At 67.3% G+C, this 26,129-nt stretch carries 33 protein-coding genes; 2 read left to right on the top strand and 31 right to left on the bottom strand.

Annotated features, from left to right (window positions below; all coding sequences use genetic code 11):
- Positions 1-142: 142 nt before the first annotated feature.
- Positions 143-1,099 carry a hypothetical protein gene (locus tag BKA10_RS09520; RefSeq protein ID WP_183499674.1) on the bottom strand — a complete coding sequence of 319 codons (957 nt, stop codon included), beginning with the start codon at positions 1,097-1,099 and terminating at the stop codon, positions 143-145.
- A 79-nt stretch (positions 1,100-1,178) separates the two neighbouring features.
- Between BKA10_RS09520 and BKA10_RS09525 the strand changes: the two genes are divergently transcribed.
- Positions 1,179-1,424, top strand: a complete 246-nt coding sequence (locus tag BKA10_RS09525) for a hypothetical protein (RefSeq protein WP_183499675.1) — start codon at positions 1,179-1,181, stop codon at positions 1,422-1,424.
- Positions 1,425-1,504: 80 nt separating this feature from the next.
- On the opposite strand, the gene map is transcribed toward BKA10_RS09525, so the two are convergent.
- The 30 genes from map to BKA10_RS09675 form a co-directional block, all read right to left on the bottom strand.
- Positions 1,505-2,335, bottom strand: a complete 831-nt coding sequence (gene map / locus BKA10_RS09530; RefSeq protein ID WP_183499676.1) for a type I methionyl aminopeptidase — start codon at positions 2,333-2,335, stop codon at positions 1,505-1,507.
- 6 nt (positions 2,336-2,341) lie between these two features.
- Complete coding sequence (locus BKA10_RS09535) at positions 2,342-2,959, bottom strand: adenylate kinase (protein ID WP_183499677.1); 618 nt, start codon at positions 2,957-2,959, stop codon at positions 2,342-2,344.
- On the bottom strand, positions 2,956-4,284 hold the full coding sequence (secY, locus tag BKA10_RS09540; RefSeq protein ID WP_183499678.1) for a preprotein translocase subunit SecY: 1,329 nt from the start codon (positions 4,282-4,284) through the stop codon (positions 2,956-2,958). Before secY ends, BKA10_RS09535 begins: the two co-directional genes overlap by 4 nt.
- Before the next feature lie 99 nt (positions 4,285-4,383).
- A complete protein-coding gene (gene rplO / locus BKA10_RS09545) occupies positions 4,384-4,911 on the bottom strand; it encodes a 50S ribosomal protein L15 (protein WP_183499679.1) in 528 nt (175 codons plus the stop codon).
- On the bottom strand, positions 4,911-5,096 hold the full coding sequence (rpmD, locus tag BKA10_RS09550) for a 50S ribosomal protein L30 (protein WP_183499680.1): 186 nt from the start codon (positions 5,094-5,096) through the stop codon (positions 4,911-4,913). The genes rplO and rpmD overlap by 1 nt, the downstream gene beginning before the upstream one ends.
- Complete coding sequence (rpsE, locus tag BKA10_RS09555; RefSeq protein WP_183499681.1) at positions 5,096-5,791, bottom strand: 30S ribosomal protein S5; 696 nt, start codon at positions 5,789-5,791, stop codon at positions 5,096-5,098. Before rpsE ends, rpmD begins: the two co-directional genes overlap by 1 nt.
- Positions 5,788-6,147: a 50S ribosomal protein L18 gene (gene rplR / locus BKA10_RS09560; protein WP_183499682.1), complete on the bottom strand. Its 360-nt coding sequence runs from the start codon at positions 6,145-6,147 to the stop codon at positions 5,788-5,790. The genes rpsE and rplR overlap by 4 nt, the downstream gene beginning before the upstream one ends.
- A gap of 2 nt (positions 6,148-6,149) precedes the next feature.
- The gene (gene rplF / locus BKA10_RS09565; protein WP_183499683.1) at positions 6,150-6,686 is read right to left on the bottom strand and encodes a 50S ribosomal protein L6; all 537 of its coding nucleotides are present in this window, start codon (positions 6,684-6,686) and stop codon (positions 6,150-6,152) included.
- Positions 6,687-6,692: 6 nt separating this feature from the next.
- Positions 6,693-7,091, bottom strand: coding sequence for a 30S ribosomal protein S8 (gene rpsH / locus BKA10_RS09570; RefSeq protein ID WP_183499684.1), 399 nt, complete (start codon positions 7,089-7,091; stop codon positions 6,693-6,695).
- A 68-nt stretch (positions 7,092-7,159) separates the two neighbouring features.
- Positions 7,160-7,747, bottom strand: coding sequence for a 50S ribosomal protein L5 (gene rplE, locus BKA10_RS09575; RefSeq protein WP_183499685.1), 588 nt, complete (start codon positions 7,745-7,747; stop codon positions 7,160-7,162).
- A 2-nt stretch (positions 7,748-7,749) separates the two neighbouring features.
- Positions 7,750-8,109, bottom strand: a complete 360-nt coding sequence (gene rplX / locus BKA10_RS09580) for a 50S ribosomal protein L24 (RefSeq protein ID WP_183499686.1) — start codon at positions 8,107-8,109, stop codon at positions 7,750-7,752.
- A 2-nt stretch (positions 8,110-8,111) separates the two neighbouring features.
- Positions 8,112-8,480 (bottom strand): 50S ribosomal protein L14, encoded by a 369-nt coding sequence (gene rplN / locus BKA10_RS09585; protein WP_183499687.1) that lies wholly within the window; start codon positions 8,478-8,480, stop codon positions 8,112-8,114.
- Positions 8,477-8,869, bottom strand: a complete 393-nt coding sequence (rpsQ, locus tag BKA10_RS09590) for a 30S ribosomal protein S17 (protein WP_206686976.1) — start codon at positions 8,867-8,869, stop codon at positions 8,477-8,479. The genes rplN and rpsQ overlap by 4 nt, the downstream gene beginning before the upstream one ends.
- Positions 8,869-9,180 (bottom strand): 50S ribosomal protein L29, encoded by a 312-nt coding sequence (rpmC, locus tag BKA10_RS09595; RefSeq protein WP_183499688.1) that lies wholly within the window; start codon positions 9,178-9,180, stop codon positions 8,869-8,871. Before rpmC ends, rpsQ begins: the two co-directional genes overlap by 1 nt.
- Positions 9,180-9,599, bottom strand: coding sequence for a 50S ribosomal protein L16 (gene rplP, locus BKA10_RS09600; protein WP_183499689.1), 420 nt, complete (start codon positions 9,597-9,599; stop codon positions 9,180-9,182). Before rplP ends, rpmC begins: the two co-directional genes overlap by 1 nt.
- Positions 9,599-10,348, bottom strand: a complete 750-nt coding sequence (rpsC, locus tag BKA10_RS09605) for a 30S ribosomal protein S3 (RefSeq protein ID WP_183499690.1) — start codon at positions 10,346-10,348, stop codon at positions 9,599-9,601. Before rpsC ends, rplP begins: the two co-directional genes overlap by 1 nt.
- On the bottom strand, positions 10,348-10,740 hold the full coding sequence (rplV, locus tag BKA10_RS09610; RefSeq protein WP_183499691.1) for a 50S ribosomal protein L22: 393 nt from the start codon (positions 10,738-10,740) through the stop codon (positions 10,348-10,350). Before rplV ends, rpsC begins: the two co-directional genes overlap by 1 nt.
- Before the next feature lie 38 nt (positions 10,741-10,778).
- Entirely contained in the window at positions 10,779-11,060 is a 282-nt protein-coding gene (gene rpsS, locus BKA10_RS09615) for a 30S ribosomal protein S19 (protein WP_183499692.1), read from the bottom strand.
- A gap of 13 nt (positions 11,061-11,073) precedes the next feature.
- The gene (rplB, locus tag BKA10_RS09620) at positions 11,074-11,913 is read right to left on the bottom strand and encodes a 50S ribosomal protein L2 (RefSeq protein WP_183499693.1); all 840 of its coding nucleotides are present in this window, start codon (positions 11,911-11,913) and stop codon (positions 11,074-11,076) included.
- Between the two features lie 24 nt (positions 11,914-11,937).
- Complete coding sequence (gene rplW, locus BKA10_RS09625) at positions 11,938-12,249, bottom strand: 50S ribosomal protein L23 (protein ID WP_183499694.1); 312 nt, start codon at positions 12,247-12,249, stop codon at positions 11,938-11,940.
- A complete protein-coding gene (gene rplD / locus BKA10_RS09630; RefSeq protein WP_183499695.1) occupies positions 12,246-12,911 on the bottom strand; it encodes a 50S ribosomal protein L4 in 666 nt (221 codons plus the stop codon). Before rplD ends, rplW begins: the two co-directional genes overlap by 4 nt.
- Positions 12,912-12,913: 2 nt before the next feature.
- On the bottom strand, positions 12,914-13,573 hold the full coding sequence (rplC, locus tag BKA10_RS09635; RefSeq protein ID WP_183499696.1) for a 50S ribosomal protein L3: 660 nt from the start codon (positions 13,571-13,573) through the stop codon (positions 12,914-12,916).
- 8 nt (positions 13,574-13,581) lie between these two features.
- Complete coding sequence (rpsJ, locus tag BKA10_RS09640; protein WP_005050520.1) at positions 13,582-13,890, bottom strand: 30S ribosomal protein S10; 309 nt, start codon at positions 13,888-13,890, stop codon at positions 13,582-13,584.
- 651 nt (positions 13,891-14,541) lie between these two features.
- The gene (locus tag BKA10_RS09645) at positions 14,542-15,498 is read right to left on the bottom strand and encodes a hypothetical protein (protein WP_183499697.1); all 957 of its coding nucleotides are present in this window, start codon (positions 15,496-15,498) and stop codon (positions 14,542-14,544) included.
- 364 nt (positions 15,499-15,862) lie between these two features.
- A complete protein-coding gene (locus tag BKA10_RS09650) occupies positions 15,863-16,078 on the bottom strand; it encodes an Rv0909 family putative TA system antitoxin (RefSeq protein WP_183499698.1) in 216 nt (71 codons plus the stop codon).
- A gap of 185 nt (positions 16,079-16,263) precedes the next feature.
- On the bottom strand, positions 16,264-16,761 hold the full coding sequence (locus BKA10_RS09655) for a VanZ family protein (RefSeq protein WP_183499699.1): 498 nt from the start codon (positions 16,759-16,761) through the stop codon (positions 16,264-16,266).
- 44 nt (positions 16,762-16,805) lie between these two features.
- The gene (locus BKA10_RS09660) at positions 16,806-18,305 is read right to left on the bottom strand and encodes a sugar transferase (RefSeq protein WP_183499700.1); all 1,500 of its coding nucleotides are present in this window, start codon (positions 18,303-18,305) and stop codon (positions 16,806-16,808) included.
- A 125-nt stretch (positions 18,306-18,430) separates the two neighbouring features.
- Positions 18,431-20,224, bottom strand: coding sequence for a DUF4012 domain-containing protein (locus tag BKA10_RS09665; RefSeq protein WP_183499701.1), 1,794 nt, complete (start codon positions 20,222-20,224; stop codon positions 18,431-18,433).
- Between the two features lie 10 nt (positions 20,225-20,234).
- Positions 20,235-22,352 carry a glycosyl hydrolase gene (locus BKA10_RS09670; RefSeq protein ID WP_183499702.1) on the bottom strand — a complete coding sequence of 706 codons (2,118 nt, stop codon included), beginning with the start codon at positions 22,350-22,352 and terminating at the stop codon, positions 20,235-20,237.
- 172 nt (positions 22,353-22,524) lie between these two features.
- The gene (locus BKA10_RS09675; RefSeq protein WP_183499703.1) at positions 22,525-23,691 is read right to left on the bottom strand and encodes a nucleotide sugar dehydrogenase; all 1,167 of its coding nucleotides are present in this window, start codon (positions 23,689-23,691) and stop codon (positions 22,525-22,527) included.
- 79 nt (positions 23,692-23,770) lie between these two features.
- Here BKA10_RS09675 and BKA10_RS09680 point away from each other — a divergent pair, with 79 nt between their 5' ends.
- Entirely contained in the window at positions 23,771-26,107 is a 2,337-nt protein-coding gene (locus tag BKA10_RS09680) for a glycosyltransferase (protein WP_183499704.1), read from the top strand.
- Positions 26,108-26,129: the final 22 nt, after the last annotated feature.

Below are 26,129 nucleotides of genomic sequence, written 5' to 3' on the forward strand. Positions count from 1 at the left end.
GTCTGTGCCCCACCTGCACACCCCCCCCACCCACCCACCCACCCATCGCCGAGCCGCATAGATACGCGCGAGCCGCATAGTTGCAGACGGACGCAGGTATGCGGCTCGGACAGATATGGGCGGCTCGGCGTGAAGTGGGGGGTCAGCGGGGAGTCACGCTGAAAGCTGCGAGTCGCCGGCCGAGTGCGGGCGCGGACGAGATGTGTGTGCTCATCCAGCGGGCGAACCGGCGATTCGTCGTCCCGCGGATCCAGTCTTCGCGGATCTTCTCTTCGAGCACGACTTGATCGGCGGTCTCGTCGTCAGCACGCAGACTCGCGTCGAGGTACTTTCCGGAACCGTCGAACTCACCCCAGGCCTCGGCATCGTCGATCCCGAAGTCGACGAAGTACCGGTTGCCGTGTGGCCCGGCGATCGGCACCTGCAGCCGTGGCGGCGCAAACCCGAGCCGCAGCAGGTACAGCCGGCTGATACTCTCCCCCGGCGACTGTGCTCGCCCGTCACCAATGGACAGCAGATATCGCGCACGCCGCACGCCTCGACCACCACGCGGGAGGCGCGTGCGGACTTGCTCACCGAAAGCGGCCGCGGCTTCCTCGTCGTACGTGAGGGCGTCGTCATGCCAGGCGATCTTGCGAATCGCGGCATCCAGCAAAGCGATACCGGTCTCCTCCGAAGAGAACCTGATCATGTCCGCGACAGTGCGGGCCAGTGCTGTGCACCGGATGCCGTCGATGGTGACGATGTCGGCGTCGGGAACCGCCACCTGGTGGCGCGCAATCAGTGGATCAGCCGCCTTGACATGGCCGTTCCCGGTAGTGCCGGCGACGTGCACGCGGCGCGGCTCGACCCGGGTGAGCGGCAGCCCGTGCAGCACGGCGGCGGAGCACAACACGTAGACCATGCGCGAATCCTCCGGTCGTCGCGCATGCGAGGCGACGACCCGCATGATGTGGCGCTCCTCCGGCCAGAGCGCGTTCCAGGCCGCGGTGTCGATGTACCAGGCGCGGTCGATGCGGTGTAGCTTCTCGTCACGCACCTGTGTCGTGAGGGCTCGGGAGGACCAGCCGGCACGGACCATTTCCGCGCGGGAACACATCTTTGCGGAGGCTTCGTGGACAAGCATTCCGCCACCTTCCCGCAGCCGGGGAGGCCATGGCGGCGGCCCGCAGCACTTAGTGGACAATTCCGGGTCCGCCTCGCCTGTGGAGGAGGCTCCGGCATCCGTCGCGCTGCTGCCACCTGACTCACGCGCCCGCACCTCACTCCCCCTCGCCGACCTCTCCGAGCTCGCCAACCTCGCCGACCTCGCCAATCTCGCCAACCTCGCCAACCTCGCCAACCTCGCCAACCTCGCCAACCTCGCCAACCTCGCCGACCTCGCCGACCTCGCCGAGCCGCATATCAGCGTCCCAGCCGCATAGATGCGGGCGGATGAAACTAGGCGGCTCGCGCGAATGTATGCGGCTCGGCGGGAGGGTGGGCGCGTGGGGGGGCGCGGTGACTAGGCGAGGGGCGTGGGGGTCACGTTGAAGGGCGCGAGGCCGGCGGCACCGCCGTCGGCGGCGGTCAGCACCCAGATTCCGTCGGCGTGCACGGCGACGCTGTGCTCCCAGTGCGAGCCGTCGCTGCCGTCGACCGTCGAGACGGTCCAGTCGTCGTCCTGCACGAAGGTGGCATCCGAGCCGGCGGTGATCATCGGCTCGATCGCCAGGCACAGGCCCGGGCGCACCTCGGGTCCGAGGTCGGCGACGCGGTAGTTGAACACCGTGGGCGCCTCGTGCATTTTGCGCCCGATGCCGTGGCCGACATAGTCGCGCAGGATGCCGTAATCCTCACCCGAGGACTCGACGTAGGTCTGCACGGCGTCGCCGACCTCGCCGACGCGCTTCGCCGACGCGAGCGCGGCGATGCCGGCCCACAGCGACCCCTCGGTCACATCCGACAGGCGCTGCCGGGCCCCCACAACCTCGGGGCGGGACGGGTCGGGAACCACGATCGTGATCGCGGAGTCGCCGTTCCAGCCCTCGAACTGCGCGCCGCAGTCGATCGACACGATGTCACCCGGCTCGAGGACGCGCGACCCGGGGATGCCGTGCACGACCTCGTCGTTGACCGAGATGCAGGTGGTGTGCCGGTATCCGCGCACCAGCTGGAAGTTCGATTCCGCACCGCGATCGGTGATGAGGGTGGATGCCACGGCATCCACTTCACTGGTCGTCACACCCGCGGTGACGAATGCGCGCACGGCGTCCAGCGCCGCGGCGGTGATGAGGCCGGGTGCGACCATCGCCCGCAGCTGGGCGGGAGTCTTGTAGATCGAGCGGCGCAGCACAGCGAGTCAGGCCGAGAGGCTCTGCGACCCGGCCGCCGCGATGCCGCGGGCCGCGAGGGCAGCGGTGATGCGCGCGGTGATCTCGTCGAGCGAGCCGACCCCGTCCACCGCGTCGACGACGCCGCGGGCGCGGTACAGGTCGAGGATCGGGGCGGTCTCGTCCTCATAGATCTTCAGGCGCTTGGCGATCGACTCTTCGTTGTCATCGTCACGGCCCTGCTCCGTCGCCCGCAGCGACAGGCGATGGATCGACTCTTCGCGGGGCACCGACAGTTCGATCACCGCGGTGAGCGGCTCGCCGCGCCCGTCGAGGAACGCGTCGAGGTCGTTCACCTGCGCCACATTGCGGGGGTAGCCATCCAGCAGGAAGCCGTTCGCGGCATCCCCCTGCTCGAGACGGTCACGCACGATCGCGCCGGTCAGCTCATCCGACACCAGGTCACCCGCGTCGATGATCGCCTTGACCTTGACGCCGAGCTCGGTGCCGTCCTTGACGTTGGCGCGGAAGACATCGCCGGTCGATACGGCCGGGATCCCCAGCGCCTCTGCGATCCGGACGCCCTGGGTGCCCTTGCCCGAGCCCTGCGGGCCGATGATGAGGAGGCGTGCTGGAGTCGTCGTCATGAGCGAAGAAGCCCTTCGTAGTGTCGCTGCTGGAGCTGCGCGTCGATCTGCTTGACCGTGTCCAGACCCACACCGACGATGATCAGGATCGAGGCGCCACCGAACGGGAAGTTCTGGTTCGCGCCGACCGTGGCCAGGGCCACCAGCGGGATCAGGGCGATCAGACCCAGGTAGATGGAGCCCGGCAGCGTGATGCGGGTGAGCACGTAGTCGAGGTACTCGGCCGTGGGACGGCCGGCACGGATGCCGGGGATGAACCCGCCGTACTTCTTCATGTTGTCGGCGACGTCGACCGGGTTGAAGGTGATCGCGACGTAGAAGTAGGTGAATCCGATGATCAGCAGGAAGTAGGTGAGCATGTAGATCGGCGAGTCGCCGGTCGTGAAGTTCGCCTGCACCCAGGTGACCCAGCCGGGGACGTTGCCGTCGGCGTCGGGGGTGGCGTTGAACTGCGCGATCAGCGACGGGATGTACAGCAGCGACGAGGCGAAGATGACCGGGATCACACCGGCCATGTTGACCTTGATCGGGATGTACGTGTTGGTGCCGCCGACGGTGCGCCGGCCGACCATGCGCTTGGCGTACTGCACCGGGATGCGGCGCTGCGACTGTTCGACGAACACGACCAGCGCGACCACGACGATGCCGATGGCCAGAACCAGGAGGAAGACCTCGAAGCCACGGGCGACCCAGATGGCGCCCATCGCCGACGGGAAGGTCGCGGCGATCGACGTGAAGATGAGGAGCGACATGCCGTTGCCGATGCCACGCTCGGTGACCAGCTCGGCGAACCACATGATGAGGCCGGTGCCGGCGGTCATCGTGAGGATCATGAGCAGCTGCGCCCACCAGGCCTGGTTGGTCAGCAGCTCTTCACACTCGGGAACGCCGGTGATGCCGAACAGCTGGCCCGAGCGGGCGACCGTGATCAGCGTCGTGGACTGCAGCAGCGCGAGCGCGATCGTGAGGTAGCGGGTGTACTGCGTCAGCTTCGACTGGCCCGCCTGACCCTCTTTGTACAGGGTCTCGAAGTGCGGGATGACCACGCGCAGCAGCTGCACGATGATCGTCGCGGTGATGTACGGCATGACGCCGAGCGCGAAGATCGACAGCTGCAGCAGAGCCCCGCCGGAGAACAGGTTGACCAGGCCCAGCAGGCCCTCGGTCGACCCGGCCGTGGCGAGACACGACTGCACGTTCGGGAAGTCGACGAACGGAGTCGGAACGTGGGCTCCGAGCCGGTACAGGACGATGATGCCCAGGGTGAAGGCGATCTTCCGCCGCAGATCCGGAGTGCGGAAGACCCGCGCGATGGCGCTGAACAAGGGGATTTCCTCCAGTGGAATGGACGGTGCCTCGGGGGACACCGTCTACCAGAGTACGGCAACAGGGGCCGGAGGCTGGCTCCGGCCCCTGTCACAGGACTACTTGATCGAACCGCCCGCGGCGACGATCTTCTGCTCGGCAGAACCCGAGACCTTGTCGACGGCCACGTTCAGCGCGACGGTGATGTCACCGTTGCCGAGAACCTTGACCTTCTCGTTCTTGCGGACAGCACCCTTGGCGACGAGGTCGCTCACGGTGACGTCTCCGCCCTGGGGGTAGAGCTCAGCGAGCTTCTCGAGGTTGACCACCTGGTACTCGACGCGGAACGGGTTCTTGAACCCGCGCAGCTTCGGCGTACGCATGTGGAGGGGCATCTGCCCACCCTCGAAGCCGACCTTGACCTGGTAGCGGGCCTTGGTGCCCTTGGTGCCACGGCCGGCGGTCTTGCCCTTCGAGCCCTCACCGCGACCCACGCGGGTCTTGGCGGTGTTGGCGCCGGGGACCGGACGCAGGTGGTGAACCTTCAGCACGCCCGGGCGCGCGACGTCGCCGGCCGACTTCTTCGCGGCATCCTTCTTCGGCGCAGCCTTGGTGGCCGTCGCCTTCTTCTCAGCCTTCTCGGCCATCAGTCGATCTCCTCAACCTTCACGAGGTGCGCGACGGTCTTGACGTAGCCGCGCACCTGCGCGTCGTCGGGACGGACGACGGAGTCGCCGATCCGCTTCAGACCGAGCGAACGCAGCGTGTCACGCTGGTTCTGCTTCTCGCTCACCTTGGACTTGATCTGGGTCACCTTCAAGCGGCTCGCCATCAGACACCTGCCTTCTGCGCAGCGGCGGCCTTGGCCTCGTTGCGGATGATGATCTCGGGCACGACGGCGTCGTAGTCGAGGCCACGGCGAGCGGCCACGGCGCGGGGCTCTTCGAGCATCTTCAGCGCCGTGACGGTCGCGTGCACGATGTTGATCGTGTTCGACGAACCGAGCGACTTCGACAGCACATCGTGGATGCCGGCGCACTCGAGCACGGCACGCACCGGGCCACCGGCGATGACACCGGTACCGGCGGCGGCCGGACGCAGGAGCACCACACCGGCGGCTGCCTCACCCTGCACGGGGTGCGGGATGGTCGAGCCGACGCGGGGCACGCGGAAGAAGTTGCGCTTGGCCTCTTCGACACCCTTCGAGATGGCCAGGGGCACCTCGCGGGCCTTGCCGTAGCCGACGCCGACGAGTCCGTTGCCATCGCCCACGACGACCAGCGCCGTGAAGCTGAAGCGACGACCACCCTTGACGACCTTCGACACGCGGTTGATCGTGACGACGCGCTCGAGGAACTGGTTGTCGCCCCGGTCACGCGAGTTGCGGCTGTCGCGACCCTGGTTGCGCTCGCGGCCACCGCGACGCGGCTCGCGCTCGCGCTCGGCGGGCGCCTCGGCGGCGGGGGCCTCGGCCCCGGCAGCTGCCGTCTGCTCGGTGGTCACTTCGGTCTCCTTGTTGTCACTCACAGGTTCAGCCCTCCTTCGCGGGCGCCCTCGGCGATCGCGGCGACGCGACCGGCGTAGCGGTTGCCGCCACGGTCGAACACGACGTCCTCGACGCCGGCGGCCTTGGCGCGCTCGGCGACCAGCTCGCCGACCTTGCGGGCCTTGGCGGTCTTGTCACCGTCGAACGCGCGGAGGTCGTTCTCGAGCGTGGAAGCGGATGCCACGGTCTGGCCCTTGCTGTCGTCCACCAGCTGCACGAAAACGTGGCGGGCGGAACGGGTCACGACCAGGCGCGGGCGCGCCTCGGTGCCCACGACCTTCTTGCGAAGGCGGGCGTGACGACGCGCACGCGCGTCGGTCTTCGACTTCACAGCCATGATTACTTACCAGCCTTTCCGGCCTTGCGACGGACGACCTCGCCCGCGTACCGCACACCCTTGCCCTTGTACGGCTCGGGCTTGCGGATCTTGCGGATGTTGGCGGCGGCCTCACCGACGGCCTGCTTGTCGATGCCGCTGACCGTGACCTTGTTGTTGCCTTCGACGGTCAGGGTGATGCCGGTGGGGGCCTCGACGAGCACCGGGTGCGAGAAGCCGAGCGCGAACTCGATCGCGGTGCCCTTCTGCTGCACGCGGTAGCCGGTGCCGACAACCTCCAGGCCCTTGGTGTAGCCCTCGGTGACGCCGATGATGTTGTTGTTGATGAGGGTGCGGGTCAGTCCGTGCAGCGAACGCGACTCGCGCTCGTCGTCGGGACGGGAGACCACGACCTGGTCCTCCTCGACCTTGACCTCGATGGGCTGCGCGACGGTGAGCGCGAGCTCACCCTTCGGGCCCTTGACCTGCACATCCCGGCCGTCGACCGTGATGGTCACGCCGGCGGGAATGTCGATGGGAAGACGTCCAATACGCGACATGTCAGATCACCACACGTAGGCGAGGACTTCCCCGCCGACGCCCTTCTGCTCGGCCTGCCGGTCGGTCAGAAGACCGGAGGAGGTGGACAGGATCGCGACACCCAGGCCACCGAGGACCTTGGGCAGTTCGGTCGAGCGTGCGTACACGCGCAGACCGGGCTTCGACACGCGCTTGATGCCGGCGATCGACCGCTCGCGGTTCGGGCCGTACTTCAGCGTCAGCGTGAGCGTCTGGCCGACGCGCGCGTCGGAGACCTCGAAGCCGGCGATGTAGCCCTCCTGCTGGAGGATCTCGGCGATGGTGGTCTTGAGCTTCGAGCTGGGCAGTGCCACGGTGTCGTGGTGCGCCGAGTTCGCATTGCGCAGACGGGTCAGCATATCTGCGACCGGGTCTGTCATTACCATTGTTGATTCCTTTGGTTCAGGTGGTTTCGGATGCCGTTACACGACACCCGACCTTCGTGATGTGGTGCTTACTGTGCGTCGTCGGCCTTGAACGGGAAGCCGAGGTGACGCAGCAGCGAACGGCCCTCGTCATCGCTGTTCGCCGTGGTGACGATGGTGATGTCGAAGCCGCGGACGCGGTCGATCTTGTCCTGGTCGATCTCGTGGAAGACCGCCTGCTCCTGCAGACCGAACGTGTAGTTGCCGTGTCCGTCGAACTGCTTGGGCGACAGGCCGCGGAAGTCGCGGATGCGGGGCAGCGAGAGGTTCACGAGACGGTCGATGAACTCCCACGCACGGTCACCACGGAGGGTGACGTGCGCGCCGATGGCCTGGCCCTCACGCAGCTTGAACTGCGCGATGGACTTGCGGGCCTTCGTGACGACCGGCTTCTGGCCGGTGATCTTGACGAGGTCTGCGACCGCGCCATCGATGACCTTGCTGTCGCGCGCGGCCTCACCGACGCCGGTGTTGACGACGACCTTGACGATCCCGGGGATCTGCATGACGTTCGGGTAGCCGAACTCTTCCTGCAGCGCCGTCTTGATCTCGGCCTGGTACTTCTGCTTCAGGCGGGGCTGGATCTTGCCAGCCGCCGCGGCAGTGGTGGTGCTCATGTTCAGAGGTCCTTGCCTGACTTCTTCGCGTAGCGCACGCGGACGGTGCGCTTGACGCCGTCCTTCGTCTGGTCCTCGACCCGGTGGCCGACGCGGGTCGGCTTCTTGGTCTCGGGGTCGACGAGCGCGACATTGGAGATGTGGATGGGGGCTTCCATCGTTTCGATGCCGCCCGTCTTCGCGCCGCGCTGGGACTGGCCCACGCGGTTGTGCTTGGTGACGTAGTTCACGCCTTCGACGATGATGCGGTTCTGCTCGACAAGGATCTCGAGGACCTTGCCCTGCTTGCCGCGGTCGCCGCCGCGCTCGGGCTTGGGGCCCGTGATGACCTGAACCAGGTCGCCCTTCTTGATCTTCGCCATGATCAGATGACCTCCGGGGCCAGCGAGACGATCTTCATGAACTTCTTGTCACGAAGCTCACGACCGACCGGTCCGAAGATGCGGGTGCCACGGGGCTCCCCGTCGGTCTTCAGGATGACGGCGGCGTTCTCGTCGAACTTGATGTACGAACCGTCGGGACGACGGGTCTGCTTCTTGGTGCGGACGATGACGGCCTTGACCACATCGCCCTTCTTGACGTTGCCGCCCGGGATCGCGTCCTTGACGGTCGCCACGATGATGTCGCCCAGACCGGCGTAGCGGCGGTTGGACCCACCGAGCACGCGGATGGTGAGCAGCTCCTTGGCGCCGGTGTTGTCGGCGACCTTGAGGCGGGACTCGTTCTGAATCACTTGGCCTTCTCCAGAATCTCCACCAGACGCCAGCGCTTGGTGGCGCTCAGCGGGCGGGTCTCGTTGATGACGACGAGGTCGCCGATGCCGGCAGTGTTGCCCTCATCGTGCGCCTTCACCTTCGAGGTGCGACGGATGACCTTGCCGTAGAGGGGGTGCTTCACGCGGTCCTCGACCTCGACGACGATCGTCTTGTCCATCTTGTCGCTGACGACATAGCCGCGACGCGACTTGCGGTAGCCACGGGCGTCGACGTCGCGCACGTCGTGCGCGGCCGACTCGTGTCCGGCAGCCTGCACGGGAGCCTCGACGGTCTCCACCTTCTCGGCAGCGGCCTTCTTGGCCGGAGCCTTCTTGGCGGGCGCCTTCTTCTCGGTCGTGTCAGCCATTACTCGGCCTCTTCCTTCACGGCCTCGTCAGCGGCATCCGCCTTCTTGGCCTTCTTCTTCGCCTTCGTCGCCACTTCAGCGGGCGCGGGGGTGGCACGGATGCCGAGCTCGCGCTCACGGATGACGGTGTAGAGCCGCGCGATGTCGCGCTTGACGGCGCGGATGCGACCGTGGCTCTCGAGCTGGCCGGTGGCCGACTGGAAGCGCAGGTTGAACAGCTCTTCCTTGGCCTTGCGCAGCTCCTCGACGAGGCGCTGGTCCTCGAACGTGTCCAGCTCGCTCGGGGCGAGCGTCTTGGTGCCGACAGCCATTATGCGTCGCCCTCCTCGCGCTTGATGATGCGTGCCTTCAGGGGCAGCTTGTGGATTGCACGGGTCAGCGCCTCGCGGGCGAGCGTCTCATCGACACCCGCGACCTCGAACAGCACGCGACCCGGCTTGACGTTCGCGACCCACCACTCGGGCGAGCCCTTACCGGAACCCATGCGGGTTTCAGCCGGCTTCTTGGTGAGCGGACGGTCGGGGTAGATGTTGATCCACACCTTGCCGCCGCGCTTGATGTGACGGGTCATCGCGATACGAGCGGACTCGATCTGACGGTTGGTCACGTAAGCGGGCGTGAGGGCCTGGATACCGTACTCGCCGAAGGAGACCTTCGTGCCGCCGGTGGCCTGGCCCGAGCGGCCCGGGTGGTGCTGCTTGCGGTACTTGACCTTACGGGGAATAAGCATCAGGCAGACGCTCCTTCTGCGACGGGGGCCTCGTTGCGCGGGCCACGACGGCGGTCGCCGCCACGGTCACGCGAAGGCTTCTGGTTGGCCTGCTCGCGAGCGAGCTCCTTGTTGGTGAGGTCGCCCTTGTAGATCCAGACCTTCACGCCGATGCGTCCGAAGGTGGTCTTGGCCTCGTAGAAGCCGTAGTCGATGTTCGCGCGCAGGGTGTGCAGGGGCACACGGCCTTCGCGGTAGAACTCCGAACGGCTCATCTCGGCGCCGCCCAGACGACCCGACACCTGGATGCGGACACCCTTGGCGCCGGCGCGCTGCGCGCCCTGCAGACCCTTGCGCATCGCGCGACGGAACGCCACGCGGGCAGCGAGCTGCTCGGCGATGCCCTGCGCGACCAGCTGAGCGTCGGCCTCGGGGTTCTTGACCTCGAGGATGTTCAGCTGGATCTGCTTGCCGGTCAGCTTCTCGAGGTCGGCGCGGATGCGCTCGGCCTCGGCGCCGCGGCGGCCGATGACGATGCCCGGACGGGCGGTGTGGATGTCGACGCGAACGCGGTCACGCGTGCGCTCGATCTCGATGCGGCTCACGCCTGCGCGGTCGAGGTTCGACTTCAGCAGGTTGCGGATCTTGATGTCCTCGGCCACGTAGTCGGCGTAGCGCTGGCCGGGCTTGGTGGAGTCCGAGAACCAACGTGACACGTGGTCCGTGGTGATGCCGAGGCGGAAGCCGTAGGGGCTGACTTTCTGTCCCATTACTTGCTCGCCTTCTTGTTGCTCGTGGCCTGCTCGGCGACCTCGGGGGTCGCGAGCTTGACCGTGATGTGGCTCGTGCGCTTCTTGATCTGGAACGCGCGACCCTGTGCACGGGGCTGGAAACGCTTGAGCGTCGTGCCCTCGTCCACGTACGCGTTGACCACGTACAGGTCCTGCTCGTCCAGATACTCGCCGTCCTTGTCCGCTGCGACACGGGCGTTGGCGACCGCAGATGCAACGAGCTTGTAGATCGGCTCGCTGGCACCCTGGGGCGCGAACTTCAGGATCGCCAGAGCTTCCTGAGCCTGCTTGCCCTTGATGAGCGCGACGACACGACGAGCCTTCTGAGGGGTCACGCGAATGTGCTTGACGCGTGCGATGGATTCGACCATGTGTACTCCTCCTCCTTCTCTCTGAGAGCGCCCCCGCGTCAGCGGCGGCGGCCCTTCTTGTCGTCCTTCTCGTGGCCGCGGAAGGTGCGGGTGGGCGCGAACTCGCCCAGCTTGTGACCGACCATGGTCTCGGACACGAACACGGGGATGTGCTTGCGTCCGTCGTGCACGGCGATCGTGTGACCCAGCATGGCCGGGACGATCATCGAGCGACGGGACCAGGTCTTGATGACGTTCTTGGTACCGGCTTCGTTCTGGGTGACCACCTTACGGAGCAGGTGCTCGTCGACGAAGGGGCCCTTCTTAAGACTGCGAGGCATCTTCCTCTCCTACCTACTTCCGCTTCTTGCCGGCGTTGCGCCGACGAACGATGTACTTGTCGCTCTCCAGGTTGGGGCGACGGGTCCGGCCTTCGGACTGACCCCACGGGCTGACGGGGTGACGTCCACCGGACGTCTTGCCCTCACCACCACCGTGCGGGTGGTCGACGGGGTTCATGGCGACACCACGCACGGTCGGGCGGATGCCCTTCCAGCGGTTGCGGCCGGCCTTGCCCCAGTTGATGTTCGACTGCTCGGCGTTGCCGACCTCGCCGATGGTCGCACGGCAGCGCGCGTCGACGTTGCGGATCTCACCCGAGGGCAGGCGAAGCTGCGCGTAGGGGCCGTCTTTGGCGACGAGGCGAACCGACGCACCGGCCGACCGGGCGATCTTCGCGCCGCCGCCGGGGCGGAGCTCGATCGCGTGGATCACGGTACCGGTGGGGATGTTGCGCAGCGGCAGGTTGTTGCCGGGCTTGATGTCAGCGCCGGCACCCGACTCGACGACGTCACCCTGCTGCAGCTTGTTCGGCGCGAGGATGTACCGCTTCTCGCCGTCGAAGTAGTGCAGCAGCGCGATGCGCGCGGTGCGGTTGGGGTCGTACTCGATGTGAGCGACCTTGGCGTTCACGCCGTCCTTGTCATTGCGACGGAAGTCGATGACGCGGTACTGGCGCTTGTGGCCACCACCGATGTGACGGGTCGTGATGCGGCCCTGGTTGTTGCGACCACCGGTCTTGCTCAGCGGGCGCAGCAGCGACTTCTCGGGCGTCGATCGGGTGATCTCGGCGAAGTCGGCCACCGACGAACCGCGACGACCCGGGGTCGTGGGCTTGTACTTGCGAATAGCCATGTCTCTAGTCCTCTATCCCAGCTGTCAGCCGACGGCCGTGAAGATGTCGATGGTGCCCGACTTCAGGGTCACGATGGCGCGCTTGGTGTCCTTGCGCTTGCCGGTGCCGAAGCGGGTGCGGCGGGCCTTGCCCGTGCGGTTGAGCGTGTTCACCGCGGCGACCTTCACGCCGAAGATCTTCTCGATGGCGAGCTTGATCTCGGTCTTGGTCGCGCGGGGGTCCACGAGGAACGTGTACTTGCCCTCGTCGATGAGCCCGTAGCTCTTCTCGGAGACGACCGGCTTGAGGATGACCTCGCGCGGGTCCTTGTTCAGGGCGACGTTCGCAGTAGTCATGCCGAGACCTCCTCGGTCTTGCCGGCCTTCGCAGCCACGAAGGCGTCGTAGGCGGCCTTGGTGAAGACGAGGTCGTCCGAGACGAGCACGTCGTAGGCGTTGAGCTGGTCGAACGTCAGCACGTGCACGTAGGCGAGGTTGCGGACGCTCTTGACGGTGATGTCGTCACCACGCTCGATGATCACGAGGACGTTCTTCTGCCTCGGGGCGAGCGCCTTCAGGACCGTGACAGCTGCCTTGGTCGACGGGGCGCCCTCGATGCCGAAGGCGTCGACGATGTGCAGGCGGCCACCGCGAGCGCGGTCGCTGAGCGCGCCCAGCAGGGCGGCGGCGACCATCTTCTTGGGGGTGCGCTGCGAGTAGTCGCGCGGCTTCGGGCCGTGGACGATGCCACCACCCTTCATCTGAGGTGCACGGATCGAGCCCTGACGGGCGTTACCCGTGCCCTTCTGCTTGAAGGGCTTGCGGCCGGCGCCCGAGACCTCACCGCGACGCTTGGTCGAGTGGGTGCCCTGGCGTGCCGCCGCGAGCTGCGCGACGACGACCTGGTGGATCAGCGGGATGTTCGTCTTGACGTCGAAGATCGCGGCGGGCAGCTCGACCGAGCCGGCCTTCTTGCCATCGGCCTTCACGACGTCGAGCGCGAGAGTCGAGTCAGCCATGTTCAGGCACCCTTCACTGCGTTGCGGACGTAGACGATGCGGCCACGTGCACCGGGGACGGCGCCCTTGACGAGCAGCAGACCCTTCTCGGTGTCGACGGCGTGCACCGTGAGGTTGAGGACGGTCACGCGCTCGCCACCCATACGGCCGGCCATGCGCATGCCCTTGAAGACGCGGCCCGGGGTCGCCGAGGCGCCGATCGAGCCGGGCTTGCGGTGGTTGCGGTGCGAACCGTGCGAAGCCGAAACGCCCTTGAAGTTGTGGCGCTTCATGACACCCGCGGTGCCCTTGCCCTTGCTGGTGCCGACGACGTCGACCAGCTGGCCTGCCTCGAAGACACCGTCGACGGTGAGCTCCTGACCGAGTGAGTAGTCAGCAGCGTCCGCCGTGCGGATCTCGGTGAGGTGGCGACGCGGGGTCACACCGGCGGCCTCGAAGTGGGCCGTGGCCGGCTTGTTGACCTTGCGGGGGTCGATCTGCCCGTAGGCGATCTGAACCGCGTTGTAGCCGTCCTTCTCGGGCGTGCGAACCTGGGTGACCACGTTCGGAGCGACCTCGATGACGGTGACGGGAACGAGCTTGCCGTTCTCGTCCCAGACCTGGGTCATGCCGAGCTTGGTGCCCAGCAGCCCCTTGGAAATCTTGGAGTTGATGTCAGCCATGTCGAACCTCAGAGCTTGATCTCGATGTTGACATCGGCCGGCAGGTCAAGACGCATGAGCGAGTCGACCGCCTTGGGGGTCGGGTCGATGATGTCGATCAGGCGCTTGTGGGTGCGCATCTCGAAGTGCTCGCGGCTGTCCTTGTACTTGTGGGGCGACCGGATGACGCACACGACGTTCTTCTCGGTCGGAAGGGGCACGGGGCCCACAACGGTTGCGCCCGCACGGGTCACTGTGTCGACGATTTTGCGCGCCGACGTGTCGATGACCTCGTGGTCATACGACTTCAGGCGAATGCGGATCTTCTGTCCCGCCATTGTCTGCTCACTCTCTTTCTCGCGTCATACCTCGGGGGCATTGGACGCACGGGGCGCTTGCGCGCCGGGCACTTGTTCATCACCGGGGTGATGGATGCTGCACCGCTGTTCTGATGTCAATCCGCAGGGCGAGCCCGCGGCATCCACTCCCCCGCCGTGCGCACGCGCACGAGCCCGGTTTCCCGAGACGGTGTGGGGGATGGATGAGTGTTCTGCTACCCGCGGCCTAGAACCCTGCACCCGTACCCTCAGCTGAGGAGGCGCCGCCTATGCACTGCCTGGCAGTGATTCCGGCGCACGCGCGAGCGCTGCCGGAAGTGTGGAACCTGTACAGTCTACGTGCCGCCCGGGCGTGTCGCAAACCCGGGCGTGTCGCGCTCGGCGTATCCTCAGCCGGCGCCGCCTCTCACCCTTCACCCCACCCCCCGCAAGGTGCCCACCCTCCCCCGCGAGGTGGCCACTCCCCCCGCGAGGTGGCCACTCCCCCCGCGAGGTGGCCACTTCTCCCGCGAGGTGGCCACTCCCCCCGCGACGTGGTCGGCCATGTCACCGCGCGAATGACCACCTCGGCATCGAAGGAACCACCTCGGCGCAAAGAGGGGACAGCGCCAGCTCGGCGAACGACCGGGCCACACAGCGGCCAGCGATATCTCACGGCAGCAGGCTGATTGACCGGAGGTACTGGGCGAAGGCCTCGATGTCGGGCATCTCGGCGAATCCGAAGCGATCGGGGCGCCATCCTGTCACGCGACGAACCCAGCGCTCGCGGTCGTCCTGATCCGCCTTCACGTCTTCGGCCTTCCGCTCGCCGAGCAGGTACGGATCCTCGTACTTGGCGTTCCCGTCGAATTCCAGCCATCGCCCCAGGTGTGGCAACGCGAAATCGAGGAGGGCGATGCGGCCGCTCCCGTTGTCGACGCGGTACTGCAGCTCCGGGGTAGGAGCTCCGAGCAGCAGCATCCACAGCCGGGCGACCGATTCGCCGGGCAACTGCGCGCGGCCGTCGGCGATCTCCGTCACGAACCGCGCCTGCCGGATCCCGCGTGCGCCTATGTGCGCATCGATGCGTCGAGTCACCCGCGCGCGGAACTCTTCTGCAGCGTCGACGTCGAGCGCGTGCTTCGTGTCATCCCAAGCGACCGCCCGCAGTGCGGCGTCGAAGATGACCACCGCGGCTTCGAGCGAAACCGCTCGGATTGCGTCATACACGGTGCGATCGAGGGTGGTCACGCGAATGCCGTCGATGATCTCCAGGTCGCCGTCCGCGACCGGAACGTGATGTCGGACGACGTCGGCCGCGTCGTGGCGCGTGTTGGCACCGGGGCATATGACGTCGATGCGGTCGGAGCGCACGCGGTATAGCGGCAGGCGGTGCATCGCTGCTGCAGTCGCGTGGGATGCCACTGCCGTGGCGTTGCTCATGCGCGCGAACACGGCGTGCACGAGGGTCCGGATCCGACCCTCGGAGTACAGCTCATCCCACTCGCGGGCCCACACGCGCACGCCAGGTCGCACGGTCGCGATCGTCTCGTCGGGGATGGACCGCGTGCGGCGGAACGTCTCCGGCACAGGGCGCGCACGGCTGGGGCGTTCGCGGCGTTCGAGCATGCCGACAGCCTGACGGATCCCCGTCTCCCGTGGGCGCCGAGAACCACGCTCTGTGGAATGTCCACTCCCGGCCGCGCACCGCCTGTGGATAACTCGCACCCGCCCTCGCCTGCCGCAGCCCGCGACTTCCTTGCCTCCCCCGCCCCGAGGTGGTCATTCTCCCCGCGAAGCGGTCACTCTCGCGCCCACCTGGTCGGCCAGGTCAGCGAGAAAGCGACCAGGTCGGCGAGAGAGTGGCCAGGTCGGCGAGAGAGTGGCCAGGTCGGCGGGAGAGGTGGGGGGCAGGTCGGCGGGAGGGGTGAGGGGCGAGAACGGAAGGAGCGGGGGTGGATGCCGTGGCATCTAACCCCGCTCCGCATCACGGCTACTCGTTGCCGATGGACTTGTCGATGTTGTCGCGGACGCCGTCCACGTGCTCGTGGACGCTATCGGGAGCGACCTTCTTGACGAAGTCCGCGGCGGCGTCGAGCGCCTTGTCGCTGACGTCCTCGGCCTGCTCGGACTTCAGCGCGTCTCCGATCTTGTCCTTGTTCTGTTCCAGGAAGTCCTTGCCCTGGTTCACCAGATCGTCAATGCCCATACGGCGCCCTTTCCACGAGACGGTTGCGCAGCACGCCTGCGCACGTGGTCTCATTCTGGCGCTGCGCGGGTGCGCTGCCAAGTGGCGGTCGACCCGACTCGGGCCGCGAAACCGCGAGACCACGAGACCACGAGACGGTGAAGCAACCAGACCGCGAAGCAGCGCGACAGCGCGACGTCGAGGTGTCAGGCGGACACGCGCGCGTCCGCGCCACGCTCGAACTCGTACCGTTCGATGACACGGTCGTCGCGCTGCGCCACGACCGCGCGCAGGATGAGCACCAGCAGCACGCCGATCGTGGCGCCGACGGAGTTGGCGATGAGGTCCGACACCGTCGCGTAACGCGCCGAGAGCACGGTCATCTGGATCAGTTCGATCATGCCCGACAGCACCGGGCCGAGCAGGAACATCGCCGCCCACCAGGTCATCGGCAGCGCCAGGCCGAACAGCAGGCCGACCGGGATGAACAGCGCGATGTTGGCCGTGAACTCGATGAACGCGTAGTCGACGAACCCGGGTACGCCGCGTTCGTGCAGTTCGGCGATGACCCGGTCGATCAGGCCGGCCACCGGCTGGTCGATCGGGCTCGGCCAGAACACGACGAAGGCGAGGAAGCCGCCGTAGCCGAGGGCGAGCATCCACACGAGGGCGTGGCGGGGACCGCTGGTGCTGGGAGCTGGCATCCGTCGATCCTACGGAGTCGTTCCTGCGGAACGGTGATGAGGCGTCAGTGGGCGCCGTTGCCGGGCGCGAGAACCGCCCGGAAGGTGCGGAACAGGATCTGGAGGTCCTGCGTGAACGACCAGTTCTCGACGTAGTAGAGGTCGAGGCGCACGGCGTCGTCCCACGAGAGTGTGGAGCGTCCGCTCACCTGCCACAGTCCGCTCATGCCGGGTTTGACCATCATGCGGCGCCGCGCGGCTGCGTCATAGAGCGCGACCTCTGCCTGGCGCTGCGGGCGCGGGCCGACGAGGCTCATGCGGCCGACGAAGACGTTGAACAGCTGCGGCAGCTCGTCGAGCGAGTGCTTGCGGATGAACCGGCCGACCCGGGTGATGCGCGGGTCGTCGTTCACCTTGAACAGCGGCCGGTCGCTCGTGCCCTGCAGGTCGAGCAGGCTCGCGAGCTGGTCGTCGGCGTCGGCGACCATCGAACGGAACTTGAGCATCCCGAACTCGCGGCCGCGCCGGCCGATGCGCACCTGCCGGTAGATCACCGGGCCGGGTGCGTCGACCATGATCGCGATCGCGGTCGCGATCATGATCGGCGAGAGAACGATGATCAGCACGCTGGCGCCGATCAGATCGAAGGTGCGCTTGGCGACCCGCTTGGCCCCCTCGAGACGCGGGTAGTCGACGTGCACGAGCGGCAGCCCGGCTGCGGGCCGGGTGTGGATGCGCGGGCCCGCGACATCGGTGAGCGCCGGGGCGACCACGAGGTTGCCGTCGCGGTCGGCGATGTCCCAGCCGAGCTGGCGGGTCATCACGGGGTCGAGATCATCGGCGCCCGCGACGATGATGGTGTCGGCATCAGCGGCATCCATCGCCTGCGTGACGTTCGTGAAGCCGCCGACCACGGGGATGCCATGGATGCTGGCCTCGACCCGGCCGCTGGTGGCCACACCGACGATCTCGAAGCCCGAGCCGTGGGTGCGCCGGATCGCGTTGATGACGTGGCCCGCCTTGACCGGCTCGCCCAGCACGATCGTGCGATGCACGTACTTCGAGTTGCGCTGCTGTTCGCGCAGCCACTGCCGCCAGAGCCAGCGCGTGAAGATCAGCGCCACGACCCCCACGGGCATCGCGATGAGGAACAGTCCGCGCGAGATCTGCATCTGCAGGAAGAAGGCGAGGGCGATGCAGAAGGCGAAGACCGCGATCGTCGCGTTGACGATGCGGCGGTATTCGAGAATGCCGTTGCCGACGATGTGCCGCTCGCGCGTATCGGCGATGCTGAGCCCGGCCAGCCAGACGAGCGCGACGACGGCCAGGGCGAACCAGTAGGGGACGTGGAACCCGCCCGGCCACGAGACGTCGACGGACTCCGGCGGCAGCCCCAAGAACCGGAAGGCGAGCATCGTGACCACGATGACGATGACGTCGCTGTAGACGAGCCGGCCCGCATATCGCTCGGGCCAGTCTCGCGAGGTGCGACGAGCGCTGACGAGATCCGCGGCCTGACTGACCCGCTTGTCGGCCTTGCGCAGCCGCGGCGAGGAACGACTCATCCCGGGCCCGCGATCCACCGCGCTGTCAATCACGAGCTGCCGTTCCCCCCTCGTTCGTCCGGGCGCACGGAGTACAGGCTACTCGCCTCCGACGAGCTGTTCTGCTCTACGCGCCGCGCAGTGTCTCAGCTGCAGGTGTCGGACGTCGTGAGCTCCGTGGCCCGGACCATCGGCGTCGTGCGCACCTCGAGCGGTCCGAAGTCGCCGGTTCCGGTGAACGTCGCGCTCACGTTGACCGTCTCGCCCGGCGTGATGCGCATCTGGAACGGCGCCACGACACGACCGAGATCGACGTTGCCCTCGCGGAACGACTCGACCCAGTTGCCGTCGACGCTCACGCTCTCGACCTCCATGCCGGGGGGCGCGTACATGTACACCTGCGTGCTGAAGAACTCGCTGCCGTTGCGGTAGCTCTGCACATACCGCGGCAGCGCGTCGGCTTCTTCCTGCGTGAGGTCGAGCGTCAGCGTCGTGGTGGCGGTGAGCGTGGTCACCCCGACGGCGCAGGTCATGGTCGTCGCGACGGCGGAGTCCATGTAGTAGTCGATCTTCGAGGCGGAGACATCGCGGAAGAAGACGCCGAGCGTCGTCTGCTCATCGTTTGTCGTGGGAAGGATGCCGGAGATCCGCCCGCCGTCATCGAGTACCGACTGCAGGTCGGCGTCGGCCATCCAGGCCATGATGCTGCCCTGCTCGACGCTCTCGTTGACGGCCCAGGCCATGTCCTTGAGGTTGAAGTCGCCGGAGGCGATCTTCTCGAACATCTGCGATGCCGTCGACGCGAAGAACGCGTCCGTGGCCGCAGCCCCGAATCGCGTGTACGCGTCCCACCGCTCGTAGACGTCGCTGAGGAGCACGTCGACCGCGTTCTTGTCGTCGATGGTGGTGTCGTCGACCGTGATCGGCCCGGTCGCGACCAGAATCCGCGACAGCGCGACCGGATCGATCGAGATGACTCCATCGATCTGGGTGTCGTCGATGTCACGGTTCCAGAACGCGGTGATCATCTGCGCCGCGGCCGGCCAGTCGGGCTGCGTCGTGGACATGTTGATGCGCTTGCCCAGAGTCGAGCCGTAGAGCGCGGCAGCACCCTCCGAGACCTCGACGTCGATCGTCTGCTTCTCTTCGAACGAGCCGCTGCTGGCCTGCGCGGCGATTGCAAGGTCACCGGCGGTCGCGCTGACGAGGGTCTGGGATGCCGCGCTTCCGCCGAGCGGCAGAGACTCGGCGTTGTTCTGGAACACCAGCAGATAGTTCTTGGGCGACTCCGCGCCCAGCAACGTCGGCAGCATCTCGAGCAGCGGCTGCGTCGGCTCGAGCACGGCGGCGATCTCGTCCACACCGTCTCGCACGGGACCGACCAGCGAGGACGACCCGGCGACGGTGAGGAGCTCTTCGGTGACGGGCCGCAGCGAGTCCGCACCCGACTCGATCACCGGCAGCGTGCGCGCGAGGATCTTGCCCTGCCCGTCGCCCTGCATGGTGAGGACGGGCATGCCGATGTCGTTGGAGATGACATCGAGCGCTTCGGCCGCCAGTCGCACGCCGCGCAGGTTGTCCCCGGCCCAGGGGATGAACTCCGCCATCCGCCAGACGGGATCGGCGGCGGCGGCGGCAGCCGACCCGGACTTGTCGGCGATGGTCTCGAACGTCGCGGTGATGTCACCGCTGTCCGACGCAGAGCTCAGAGCCGCTTTCGCATCGGTCAGGTCGTTCGCCACGGTGAATGCTCGAAAGCCCAGCCATGCGGCGAGCGCGAGGACGACGATGGCCACAGCGCCGACGATGAGCCAGATCGTGCGACGGCGTCGACGGGCGCCGTCGCCGGAGCGTTCGGCCTTCTCGGCGGGCGGCGGTGGCGTCGCGGCGCGCTGCTGATCGGCCGCCGCGCGGGCCGCGCGTCGAGTCTCGGGTGGCATGGGTTCGATTTTACGGGGCCGGGGACTGTGAAACCGCTGGTGACGGGGTCTCGGCAGCGGTTGTGTCGGACACGGCGGAGATGAACGTGGGCCGGGCCCCGACGGTCACCGTCACGGTCCCGTCGACCGGTGCCACCACGGCGGTGGCGCCCGTCATCCGCGACAGCGTGAGCGGCACGTCGGACGGGATCTTCACCTGGGTGTCGCCGCCCGGCGCCCACGCGACGCGCACGGCGTCGTCGTCGGTGCCGAACCGGTACGACAAGACACCTGACGCCAGCGATTCGCTGTCCAGGTAGTCGCGACCGCCCAGTTCGGCGATCATCAGCGCCTGGGCGTACCCCACGGGCTTGGGCTGGAGCGCGGCGACGCCGTCCTTCTTCTGGTAGTACATGCCGAAGTTCCCCTCGTGCACGGCCGGGTCGGGGCTGTCGTTGACCAGGTCGTACCAGAAGTACTTCTCGACGCCCTTGGCCAGCGCCGTGATCGAGGTGCGCACGAGGTAGTCGGCCTGGACGTTGACCGGACGGCCACCGGTCTTGGACGACGTGCCCAGCTCGGTGATCCAGACGGGCCGGGTGTCGCCCGCGTGCTTCTGCATGCTGCCGCGTGCCTGGTCGATGATTCCCGCGAGGGACTCGGGGTTCGAGCTGACTTCGTACGGGTGGAAGCTCATGGCGTCGGCGTACTGCAGTCCGCCGTCCGCCCAGAGCCCGTCGAACCAGTCGGCGTCGTACCGGGCGGTGGAGCCGGCGATGAGTGGCAGATCGGCATCCACTTTTCGCACTTCCTCTTGAACGACCTTCAGCAGCGGCACGTAGCACGACGGATCCGTGCCGCAGGCCGTCCGGTTGAATCGCTCCTGGTTGAACTCGTTGAACACTTCGAGGCCGACGAGGTCGAACCGCTCGGCGATGGCGGCGGCGTACCGGCCGTAGGCCGCGATCGCCGCGGGCGTCTCGGGGGTCAGCTCGCTTCCGTAGAGCTTGTTGCCGTAGTTGACGATGCCGAGCAGATGGATGCCGTGGGCGTGCAGCCGCGCGAAGCTGTTGACATAGCGCTTGTCGAAGTCGTACTGACCCTTGGTCTTCTCGTTGTTCTTCCAGAGGATGTCGTTGCGCGCGAGCCCGACCCCGATCGAGGTGGCGAGGTCGGCCGCGTCTTCGTACCAGTCGCGCTCGACGTGCAGTCCGACGCCGAAGCGCTCGTCGACGGGCACGGACGTGCCCTCGTAGTCGAGCAGCCCCACCTTGGCCGACACGGAGGCACCGGCGGCATCCGTGACCGTCAGGGTGTAGTAGCCCTGCTCGATCCCGTCCAGCGCGATGGCGTCGATGGGGTTCGAGACAGTGGCAGAGCCCTGGGCGACGACGTCGCCGCCGTCGTTCGTGGCCTGCCACGTCGTGGTTCCGGTCGGCACCTGGAGCGCGAGAAGGGGGCTGTGCGTGGAGAGGATCAGTGAGCGGTTGAGGATGACATCGTCGACGTTGACGTTCTCGAAGGACGGGTTCGGCACGACGTTGTCGCCGCCGGCTGCCGGCACGAGCGCGACATCATCGAGGCCCAGTCCCGATACCGGGCCGTCGAGCACGACGCGCACCGACACGGTCGCGGCGTCGGCCGGTGCGACGTAGCCGGCGGTGACCTCGGTCCACTCTGCGCTGAGTTCGGGAACTTCGATCCGCGTGTCGCCGACGATGATCGTCGCGGCCACATCGGTCGGCAATGACGCGAGGACCCGCAGCTGGGCGGAGAACGCGTATCGCGTGCCGGCCTCGACTGCCACCTCGGATTCGAGTGCGGTGACTTCTCCGTCGACGACGGGCGCATCGACGTAGGCGGCGACCGAGCCCGTGGCTGCGTCGCCGACCTGCGGAAGCACCCGCGCGATCTTGGTCGTGGGTGCCTGCGCCCAGCCGGCGAGGTCGCCGAACGCGGGAACCGAGCTCGGCATGTCGACCGGGGTGGGCGTGGGCGTCGGGGTCGGTGTGGGAGTCTGAACCGGCGCCGTGGTGGCAGCGGGCGGCTCTGCGACGGTCGAGTTCGCGATGACGAGGGCGACGGCCGTGGCCCCCGCCGCTACGGCGAGCCCGCCGCCGAGAAACCACTGCCACTTGCGAACGCGCAAAACTCTTCACCTCAGTACTCGACAGGACACGTGCGAACCATCCTCACAGATCCTGTCTGGGAGGACGAACCACGCCGTAAGCAGCCGCGCGAGCTCGCGAGCTCAAGCTCGAAGACGCGCTCGACATAGCCCGGAATCTGCCCAGGGTCGCCACCGGCCAGACGGGTATTGGTCAGTCGCGGCCGTAGATGTCGCGGGTGTAGATCTTGTGGGCGACGTCGGCCAGCGCGTCGGTCGACCGGTTGGCGATGATCACGTCGGCGCGGGTCGCGAAGTCGTCGAGGTCGCGGACGACTTCGGAGTTGAAGAAATCGTCGTCCTCGAGCGTGGGCTCGTAGACGATGACGTTCACGCCCTTGGCCTTGATGCGCTTCATGATGCCCTGGATCGACGAGGCCCGGAAGTTGTCCGACCCCGATTTCATCACGAGCCGATAGATGCCGACGGTCTCGGGGCCTCGGGCGAGGATGTCGGCGGCCACGAAGTCCTTGCGCGTGCTGTTGGCGTCGACGATCGCCGCGATGAGGTTCTGCGGCACCTCGGAGTAGTTGGCCAGCAGCTGCTTCGTGTCCTTGGGCAGGCAGTACCCGCCATAGCCGAACGACGGGTTGTTGTAGTGCGAGCCGATACGCGGGTCGAGGCCCACACCCTCGATGATCTGCCGGGTGTCGAGCCCGTGCACGGCGGCGTAGGTGTCGAGCTCGTTGAAGTATGCGACCCTCAGCGCCAGGTAGGTGTTGGCGAAGAGCTTGATGGCTTCGGCCTCGGTCGGGTCGGTGAGCAGCACCGGCACGTCCGTGGCGACGGCACCTTCGAGCAGCAGGTCGGCGAACCGCTGCCCGATCGGGCCGCGATCGCCCACCACGATGCGTGACGGATGCAGGTTGTCGTAGAGCGCACGCCCTTCCCGCAAGAACTCGGGCGAGAAGACGATCGTCGCGGCCGGCCGCTCGGCACTCACCCGAGCCGTGAATCCCACGGGCACGGTCGACTTGACGACGATGGCGGCGTGGGGGTTGATCGTGAGGACCGCGTCGATCACCGACTCGACCGACGAGGTGTCGAAGTAGTTGGTCTCTTCGTCGTAGTTAGTCGGCGTCGCCACGACGACGAACTCGGCGTCGCGGTAGGCCGTCGCCGCGTCGAGGGTCGCGGTCAGGTTGAGATCGCGCGTGGCGAGGTACTCCTCGAGCTCGGCATCGGCGATGGGCGAGACTCGCCTGCCGAGCATCTCGACCTTGCGCGGGTCGAGATCGACAGCGACCACCTCGTGGTGCTGGGCGAGGACGACGGCATTCGACAGGCCGACATAGCCCGTCCCCACGATGGCGATCTTCATGGTCAAAAGCGTATCCCGGCCCGCAGGCATCATTTCTCCGCACCGGAGCACGAAAGCCACGCCGATAGACTCGACGCCGATGACTCCGGCGCCTCTGATCTCGATCGTCCTCCCGGTCTTCAATGACGAGGCGACGGTCGCGGCGGCGCTCGAGAGTGCGCTGCGACAGACGCTCCCTGAGATCGAGGTCATCTGCGTCGACGATGCGTCGACCGACGGCACCGCGGCGGTGATCGAGCGGTTCTGCGCCCGCGACCCGCGGGTGCGCCTGATCCGGCAAGAACGCAACCTGTCAGCGTTCCAGGCGCGGCGCGCCGGGATCTTCGCCGCCGAGGCCGAGCACCTACTCTTCCTCGACGGCGACGATGAACTGGTTCCGGATGCCGCAGAGAAGGCGCTCGCGCGGGCGCACGCCGCGGGGGCCGATCTGGTGGGCTTCGGCGTGACGGTCGTCGAGAGGGACGGAAGCACGGGCAACGCCTACGAGCGCCGACTGCAGCCGGTGCACCGTGCGCTCGACGGCGCGGAGGTGCTGCGGGGCCTGTTTCCGATCGGCACACCGGCCCAGGGCCAGCTGTGGCGCTATCTGTTCCGCACCCGGGTGCTGCGTGACGCGCACGCGTTGCTGCCCGACGAGCTCGCACTCCCGCGGGTCAACGACCTGCCCCTGATGTTTCTCGTGGCTGCCCTCGCGACGAGTTACGTGTCGACCGACGACAAGCTGTACCGCTACCATTTCGGGCGCGGCGGCAGCGGCCATCGCATCGACAGTGTGGAGCGCGCGGAGTTCTATGCGTCGGCGATCACCTCGATCGACAGCATCCGCCCTGCCGTGCAGGACCTGTCGCTCACGTGCTCCGATGCGACGCTGCTGCGCGAGTCGTACGAGTCGGCGCGCCTGTCGATCATCGGCTACGTGTGCTCGCAGGTGATCGACAAGAGCGACAGCACCGTGCTCGATGCCGCGCTGGCGCATCTGCACACCGTGGCATCCGCCCACGACATCGTCCATGCCGCGGCGCGGTTCTACCCCGCAACACTGACGACGCTGAAGTTCCACACCACGTGGCAGGGCATCGGCGACCGTCCGGTCCGCAGCGTCCTGCTCGCGACCTCGACGCTGCGAACGGGTGGCGTCTCCGCGGTGCTCGCTTCGCAGGCGCGGTATCTGCGCGACGCGGGGTATCGCGTGACGGTGGTGGCGCGCAGCGCCGGCAGCGACACCAGCGCCCTTCCCGCGGGCACCCCGTTCGTCGAGCTGACCGCGCGCGACCTCGTCGAGCGGCTCCAGCAGTGGGGCGAGATCTGCCGCACGCACGAGATCGACGTCGTCATCGATCACCAGGTGCTGTACACGAACTACTGGCCCGAGTTCGCGCTCATGGCGCGCGCCGAGGGCGCGGCGACCATCGGCTGGGTGCACAATTTCGTCGCACGGCCGGTGTACGACGGCAACGACCGGCTCACCCTCATCGAACGCTGCAGCAGCACGCTCGCCCAGCTCGTCACGCTCTCGCCGCTGGATGTCGCCTACTTCAAGCTGCGCGGAGTGATGCAGGTCTCATACCTGCCGAATCCACCCTCACCGCTGCTGGTCGAGTCCGCAGCGAAGACGGTGGACAAGATGCCGCCTACAGATCGCGTCGAGCTCGTTTGGTGGGGAAGACTTGAGCAGCGCACGAAACAGGTCTACGAGCTGATCGAGGTAGGTGTGCAGCTGCGTCAGCTCGGGATCGACTTCCGCCTCACGGTCATCGGTCCCGACTGGGACGACGTGACCGCGAAGAAGTTCAACGCGCGAGCACGTCGTCGAGGCGTCGGCGACCATGTCGTCGCCGTCGGGCCGCGGCGCGGCGAGCAGCTGATCCGGGCGATCGACGCCGCCGACGCCTTCGTGACCACCAGCATCATCGAGGGCTTCCAACTGACCATCGCCGAGGCCCAGTCACGCGGTCTGCCGGTGTTCATGTACGAGCTGCCGTGGCTCACCCTGGTGCAGGACAACGACGGCGTCGTGTCGGTGCCGCAGGGTGACGCCCGAGGTCTCGCCGGCCAGATCGCCGACGTGATCGGTGATACCGAGCGCTACGCGCGCCTATCGCGTACGTCGCTGGATGCCGCGCAGCGGGCGCTCACGTACGACTTCGCGCAGCTGTATCGCGGCGTCGTCACCGGCACGCTGGGCCCCGAGTTCTCCCCCGAGCCGACCCTGAGCGATGCGCGCGAACTGCTCGGCCTGATGGTCTTCTTCGCCGGGCGAGCGCAGCGACGAGGTCGCACGAGCACGCCCGACAGCTCCGCGCTCGGCGCCCGGCTCTGGAAGTCGGCCGCGCCGATCGGCCGGGCGACGCTCACCCGCATTCCGGGCCTGCGTCCGCTCGCGCACCGCGCGAAGGGGTGGCTGCGGGCACGGTGACTCCCAGTCCCTGAATTCGGCT

Source organism: Microbacterium invictum (assembly GCF_014197265.1).
Lineage (GTDB): Bacteria > Actinomycetota > Actinomycetes > Actinomycetales > Microbacteriaceae > Microbacterium > Microbacterium invictum.